Below are 6,000 nucleotides of genomic sequence, written 5' to 3'. Positions count from 1 at the left end.
CCTCCCCCCCCTCCCCCCCCCCACCCCCCCCCCCCCCCCCCAAACACCACAACCCCCCCCCCCCCCCCCCCCCCCCCCCCCCCCCCCCCCCCCCTCGGCCGTGCCGTGTCGCAACGCGCCGAAGGCGGACCATCCGTCGGGATGATCCGCCTTCGACTTCTGTGGAGCTAAGGAGAATTGAACTCCTGACCTCCTGCATGCCATGCAGGCGCTCTACCAACTGAGCTATAGCCCCTTGTTTTGTTGTTTCGCCCGGCTCCCCCGGCGACGACGTAAACATTACAGGGCGAAGAGCGGAGCACAAAATCGGTTTCAGCCCCGCACCGATACGCCCGCTAATGTCGGTTTTCATGGCCATGATCGCGTCGCCCTCAGCCCGCCGCAGGGTCCCGGTCGCGCTGGGCGTGTGCCTGGTGTCCTTCGCGGCCTTCTGGGCCGCTCAGCAGGCCGCGCACGTGTCCATGATCGATCTGATGGTCTACCGGGCCGAGGGCGCCACCGTGCGCGCCGGAGGCGACCTGTACGCCCTGCGCGCGACGGGCGCCCGCCTGCCCACCACGTACCCGCCGTTCGCGGCCCTGCTGTTCACCCCGCTGCCCCTGCTGGACACCGCGCTGCTGCGGACACTGGCTATGGCCGGGAACCTCGCGCTGCTGGTGGTTTTCGTGCGGCTGTCGCTGAAACTCGTCGGCCACGCGCGCGTGGAGACCGTCTGGTGGGTCGCGGCGCCGGCCGTGTGGTGCGAGCCGGTGTGGACGACCGTGCGCTACGGCCAGATCAACCTGCTGCTGGCCGTCCTGGTGCTGTGGGACCTGACCCGCCGCCCCGCCGGAGGGTACGACCGCTGGACGGGGGTGGGCCTCGGGCTGGCCGCGGCGGTCAAGCTGACGCCCGCGCTGTTCCCGGTGTTCCTGCTCACCACGGGGATCGTGGCTCGCCTGGGGGGCGGCCAGGGGGAGCCGTGGCTGCGGCACGCGCGCGGGGCGGCCGTGGCGTTCGCCGGGGCGACCCTGCTGGCGGCGGCCGTCCTGCCGTACGACTCCTGGCGGTTCTGGACGGAGATGCTGTTCCGTGCGAACCGGGTCGGGCATGCCGAGGACACCGCCAATCAAGCCCTGCGCGGCGCCCTGGCCCGCTTTCTGCACGCACCCGAGCCGGGAGCCGTCTGGGTGGCCTCCGTGGCCCTGGTGGCCGTCCTGGGGCTCGCCGTGGCCGTGCGGGCGGAGTTGCGGGGCCAGCGGGCCTGGGCGGTGTGCGTCTGCGCGGTCACCGCCCTGCTGATCAGCCCGGTCTCCTGGACCCACCACTGGGTGTGGTGCGTGCCGCTGGTGCTGCTGCTGTGGACGCGCGGGCACCGGGCGGCGGCCCTGGGCACCCTGCTGGTCTTCTGCTCGTACGCCCCCTGGTGGGTGCCGCACGGGACAGGCCGGCCGGAACTGCACCAGTCCGGCGTGCAGTTGACGCTGTCAGCCGTCTACGGAGGGGTCGGCGCGCTCTTCCTCGCGCTGGCCCGGACATCGTTGCCGAAGGCCGGGCCGGGCGGGGTCCGCGTCAAGCCGTGACGAACTGGTAGAACCTCTTGAGCGTGCAGTGCTCCTCCAGGAGGCGGCCGTAGATCGGCTCGCCCTCCAGCTCCCGGTAGGTCTCGATCGGGTCGCCTTTTATGATCAGCGCCCGCGCGCACTCCTCGCACCAGTACTGGTAATCGGGATTGATCGGCTCCATGTCACGCACGATCGGGGTACCGCTCCCGCACCAGTCGCACTTTCGCCTGTGTGCACCCATCGATCAGCTCCAGCTGTGGCCGCAGGCCGTGCACACGTAGGAGATTCCGCCGTTGTCGCCGAGGACCTGCGCCACATGCGCGGAACCGCAGGAAGGGCAGCTCAGCCGGGTGGTCGTATCCCGTATCAACGCCGCACCGAGGAGGTGGCCGACCTCCTCAAGGATGCTCGCAGGCATCGCTACTCCCTCCCGTCGGGCCGCGCCCCCTTCCGGCCGCTTGATTCTGCCACGGCCGGACCAATACGGTCAGCGACGCCTCAGTACCAGTCCGGACACGGCTCCCACCGCGGCCGTTCCGGCCAACGCCCAGGCACACACCGAGAACGCCTCCGCAGAGGGATACGAGAGCGGCGCGCCGAATGACTCAAGCCGGTTCAGGAACAGTGTGCCGAAAGCCGCGACACCGATCAGCTGACCGAGTTGCGCGACCGTCGCCAGCAGGCCGCTGGCGTCCGCCGCGTCCTCGGGCCGCACGGCGGCAAGGGCACCGGTGAGCGTCGGACTGAAGGCGAGCGCCAGCCCGGCACCCGTACCCACGTACCCCGCGTACAGGACCGCTGCCCCGTCACCGCCGCCATGGAAGGCGAGCCCGACGACGGCGACGGACACCGCGGTGAGCGCGAAGCCGGCCGGCACGAGGGCCCGCTGCCAGGCGGCCGGCCACTTCCGCCAGGTGAGGCTGACGGCGCCGAAGACGGCCGCGGTCGGCGCGAAGCCCAGTCCGGCCCGCAGGGCGCTGTAGCCGAGGCCGCCCTGGACGTGCAGGGTCAGCGCGAACAGGAAGCCGGCGTTGACCGACATCACGGCGAGGATCCGGAACACGGCCGGGCCGATGCCGGGATGCCGCAGCACGCGGGGTGTGATGAGCGGGGCGCCGCCACGCCGGGCCAGCCGGAACTCGTAGCCGCAGAAAAGGGCGAACAGCACCGCGGCCGAGGCCAGCGACAGCCAGGACCACAGCGGCCAGTCCTCCTCCTGCCCGAGCACCAGCGGCACCGTCAGCAGCGACACGGCGGCGCCGAGCAGCACCAGTCCGGGCAGATCGAGCGCCCGGGCCCGCTCACGCCCGCCCGCACGGCCCAGCGGCAGGACCCGCCGGCCCAGCACGAGCAGCAGGGCGCCCACCGGCACGTTGACCAGGAACACCGGCCGCCAGCCCGCGCCGAAGAGGTCGGCGCTGACCAGCACTCCGCCGGCGACCTGCCCGGCCGCCGCGCCGACGGCCAGGACCGCCGAGTAGGCGCCGAGCGCCCGCGCCCGGGCCTCCCCGGTGAAGGTGCGCTGGATGAGGCTGAGCACCTGCGGGATCATCAGCGCCGAGCCCGCGCCCTGCACCAGCCGGAACACGATCAGCTCGGTCGAGCCCCGCGCCAGTCCGCAGGCGAGCGAGGCCGCGGTGAACAGGGCCAGTCCGGCGAAGTGGACCCGGCCGTGGCCGAGCCGGTCGCCGAGCCGGGCCCCGGTGATCAGCAGCACGGAGTAGGTGATGGTGTAACCGGCGATGACCAGTTGCAGGTCGGCGCCCGAGGCGTGCAGCTCGGAACCGATCGTCGGGGCCGCGACGTTCACGATGAAGACGTCGAGGGCCGCCATGAACAGGGCGGCCAGCAGCACCCCGAGCAGCAGCCGGGGCCGATTGTCAGTGGCGGGTGCTTCACTGTCCGTGACGGGTGAAGTGACCCGGCCGGCGGTCGGGGCGTCACTGTCAGTGGCGGATGGTTCACTGGTCGCAGGGTTCGGGACAGGCTCGATGCCCGGCCCGGTACGGGATGTCGTCGTCATGGCGTCGAGCGTGACGACGGGGCGGTACGGGTGCCGAGTGCCCGCCGATGCTGGTACTGCCAGCACCTGGCAGGGGCGGGTCCGGTTGCCGACGATGAGACGGGGACGACGGGGGCATGACGATGGGGACGAGGACACAGCGACGCAGGCCGGAGCTGGCCGCCTTCCTGCGCAGCAGGCGGGCCCGGGTGACACCGGCCGATGTGGGGATGCCGCCGGGCCTGCGGCGGCGCACGCCCGGGCTGCGCCGGGAGGAGGTCGCCCAGCTCTCGGGCGTGGGCGTGACCTGGTACACGTGGCTGGAGCAGGGCCGGCCGATCAACGCCTCGCCGCAGGTGCTGGACGCGGTCGCGCGGACGCTGCGGCTCGACCCGCCGGAGCGGGAGCATCTGTACCGGCTGGCGGAGGTGCCGTTCCAGCCGGACCCCGAGGGCCTGACCCGGCAGATCGGCCCGGAGGTGCAGGGCATCATCGACGCCCTCGACCCGATGCTGGCGGCGGCCTACAACTCGCGGTACGACGTCCTGGCCACCAACGCGGCCTACCGGGACCTGTTCCTGGTCCCGGAGACCCTGGGGATCGGCATGCCGAACGTGCTGTGGACGCTGTTCACGCTGCCGGACGGGGCGTGTCCGCTGGTGCACCGGGAGAAGGAGCTGCCGCTGATGGTGGCGACCCTGCGGTCCTCCTACGGCAGACACGTGGGCGAACCTGCCTGGGAGGAGTACATACGCGGGCTGTCCGCGGCGAGCCCGTGGTTCGCCGAGTTGTGGGCGAGCGGTGAGGTGGTGCCGCCGGGCCCCCGGGTGAAGGTGTTCCGCCACGCGTCCGTGGGCGAGATGCGGATGACCTCGCAGTCGCTGTCCATCGACGGGAAGCCCGAGTGCCGGATCGTGGTCTACACGCCGGAGGACGAGGAGGCGCGGGCGAAGATCGCACTGCTGCGGGAGCGACGAGAGCGGCTGTGGCCGCCGGCGCTGACGAACTGAAGGCAGCCGCACGCAGAAAATCCCGCCCCCTGCGGGGACGGGATCCTCATCACCGATCTTTGACAACTCAACAGAGTGTCGATCCGTGGAGCTAAGGAGAATTGAACTCCTGACCTCCTGCATGCCATGCAGGCGCTCTACCAACTGAGCTATAGCCCCTCGCGTTCTTCCCGCTCGGCGGGGCGAACAAGAAGAACTTTAGCCTGTGACCTGCCGGAAAGTGAAATCCGGGGTCGGGGGGCCCTCGGGACGGTCAGTCGTCGTCGCCGAGGACGGGCTCCGGGAGGGTGCCCGCGTTGTGCTCCAGCAGGCGCCAGCCGCGGGCGCCCTCGCCGAGCACGGACCAGCAGCAGTTGGAGAGGCCGCCGAGGCTCTCCCAGTGCCGGGCCTCCAGGCCGAGGAGCCGGCCGATGGTGGTGCGGATGGTGCCGCCGTGGCTGACGACGACGAGGGTGCCGTCCTCGGGCAGCTTCTCGGCGTGCCGCAGCACGACGGGGGCGGCGCGGTCGGCGACCTCGGTCTCCAGTTCGCCGCCGCCGCGGCGGACCGGTTCGCCGCGCTTCCAGGCGGCGTACTCCTCGCCGTGGCGGCCGATGATCTCCTCGTGCGTCAGCCCCTGCCAGACGCCCGCGTAGGTCTCGCGCAGCCCCTCGTCGCGGGTGACGTCGAGGCCGGTGAGGGCGGCCAGCTCGGCTGCCGTGTGCGCGGCCCGTCGCAGGTCCGAGGAGACGATCGCGTCGGGCCGCAGGGAGGCGAGCAGCCGGGCGGCGCGGCGGGCCTGGCCGATGCCCGTCTCGGTCAGCTCGACGTCCGTGGTGCCCTGGAAGCGGCGCTCCAGGTTCCAGGAGGTCTGGCCGTGCCGCCACAGGATGATGCGGCGGCCCCGGCCCTTGCGGTCGGTCACCTCGCCGGTGGTGCTCATCACCAGGCCCCGTCCGGCTCCTGGTCGGCCTCGGCGGCCTGCGCCCTGGCGTGCTCCTCCGCCTTGCCGCGGGTGGCCTTGGCGTCGGCGGGCAGCTCCAGCTCGGGGCAGTCCTTCCACAGCCGCTCCAGGGCGTAGAAGACCCGCTCCTCGCTGTGCTGGACGTGAACGACGATGTCGACGTAGTCGAGCAGGATCCAGCGGGACTCCCGGTCGCCCTCGCGGCGGACCGGCTTGGCGCCGAGTTCCTTCAGCAGGCGCTCCTCGATCTCGTCGACGATGGCCTTGACCTGGCGGTCGTTCGGCGCGGATGCCAGCAGGAAGGCGTCCGTGATCGACAGAACGTCGCTCACGTCGTAGGCGATGACGTCATGGGCGAGCTTGTCGGCCGCCGCCTGGGCGGCGGTGTTGATGAGCTCAAGAGAACGGTCGGTGGCGGTCACTACATGGCTTTCCGTCGGCGGACTTTTGTCATCAAGGGTCTCACGGACCGCCCGGGGCACCCCACGTGATTACGGCATC

Annotated in this window: 7 protein-coding genes and 2 tRNA genes; 2 read left to right on the top strand and 7 right to left on the bottom strand. The window is 71.7% G+C overall.

The features are described 5' to 3' along the window. Nucleotides 1-162: 162 nt before the first annotated feature. Nucleotides 163-235, bottom strand: a tRNA-Ala gene (locus ACZ4WH_RS40870). Nucleotides 236-350: 115 nt separating this feature from the next. Between ACZ4WH_RS40870 and ACZ4WH_RS40865 the strand changes: the two genes are divergently transcribed. Continuing rightward, nucleotides 351-1,562 carry a glycosyltransferase 87 family protein gene (locus ACZ4WH_RS40865; RefSeq protein ID WP_468190572.1) on the top strand — a complete coding sequence of 404 codons (1,212 nt, stop codon included), beginning with the start codon at nt 351-353 and terminating at the stop codon, nt 1,560-1,562. On the opposite strand, the gene ACZ4WH_RS40860 is transcribed toward ACZ4WH_RS40865, so the two are convergent. From ACZ4WH_RS40860 to ACZ4WH_RS40850, 3 genes are all read right to left on the bottom strand, one after another. Further along, nucleotides 1,552-1,785, bottom strand: a complete 234-nt coding sequence (locus ACZ4WH_RS40860) for a hypothetical protein (protein ID WP_030653820.1) — start codon at nt 1,783-1,785, stop codon at nt 1,552-1,554. The genes ACZ4WH_RS40865 and ACZ4WH_RS40860 overlap by 11 nt on opposite strands. 3 nt (nt 1,786-1,788) lie before the next feature. Beyond that, entirely contained in the window at nt 1,789-1,962 is a 174-nt protein-coding gene (locus tag ACZ4WH_RS40855) for a hypothetical protein (protein WP_014672673.1), read from the bottom strand. A gap of 69 nt (nt 1,963-2,031) precedes the next feature. Next, nucleotides 2,032-3,396, bottom strand: coding sequence for an MFS transporter (locus ACZ4WH_RS40850; protein WP_468190578.1), 1,365 nt, complete (start codon nt 3,394-3,396; stop codon nt 2,032-2,034). A 293-nt stretch (nt 3,397-3,689) separates the two neighbouring features. On the opposite strand from ACZ4WH_RS40850, the gene ACZ4WH_RS40845 reads away from it, so the two are divergent. Then, nucleotides 3,690-4,556: a helix-turn-helix transcriptional regulator gene (locus ACZ4WH_RS40845; protein WP_468190576.1), complete on the top strand. Its 867-nt coding sequence runs from the start codon at nt 3,690-3,692 to the stop codon at nt 4,554-4,556. A gap of 86 nt (nt 4,557-4,642) precedes the next feature. Here the strand turns inward: ACZ4WH_RS40845 and ACZ4WH_RS40840 are convergent. The 3 genes from ACZ4WH_RS40840 to rsfS form a co-directional block, all read right to left on the bottom strand. After that, a tRNA-Ala gene (locus ACZ4WH_RS40840) sits at nt 4,643-4,715 on the bottom strand. Between the two features lie 94 nt (nt 4,716-4,809). Beyond that, nucleotides 4,810-5,478: a histidine phosphatase family protein gene (locus ACZ4WH_RS40835; protein WP_468190570.1), complete on the bottom strand. Its 669-nt coding sequence runs from the start codon at nt 5,476-5,478 to the stop codon at nt 4,810-4,812. After that, complete coding sequence (gene rsfS / locus ACZ4WH_RS40830; RefSeq protein ID WP_468190568.1) at nt 5,478-5,921, bottom strand: ribosome silencing factor; 444 nt, start codon at nt 5,919-5,921, stop codon at nt 5,478-5,480. The genes ACZ4WH_RS40835 and rsfS overlap by 1 nt, the downstream gene beginning before the upstream one ends. Nucleotides 5,922-6,000 lie beyond the last annotated feature (79 nt).

This window comes from Streptomyces sp. NPDC029138 (assembly GCF_055564375.1).
Note: the sequence above shows the minus strand (reverse complement) of the source record. Positions and strands in the feature narration are given on the sequence as shown.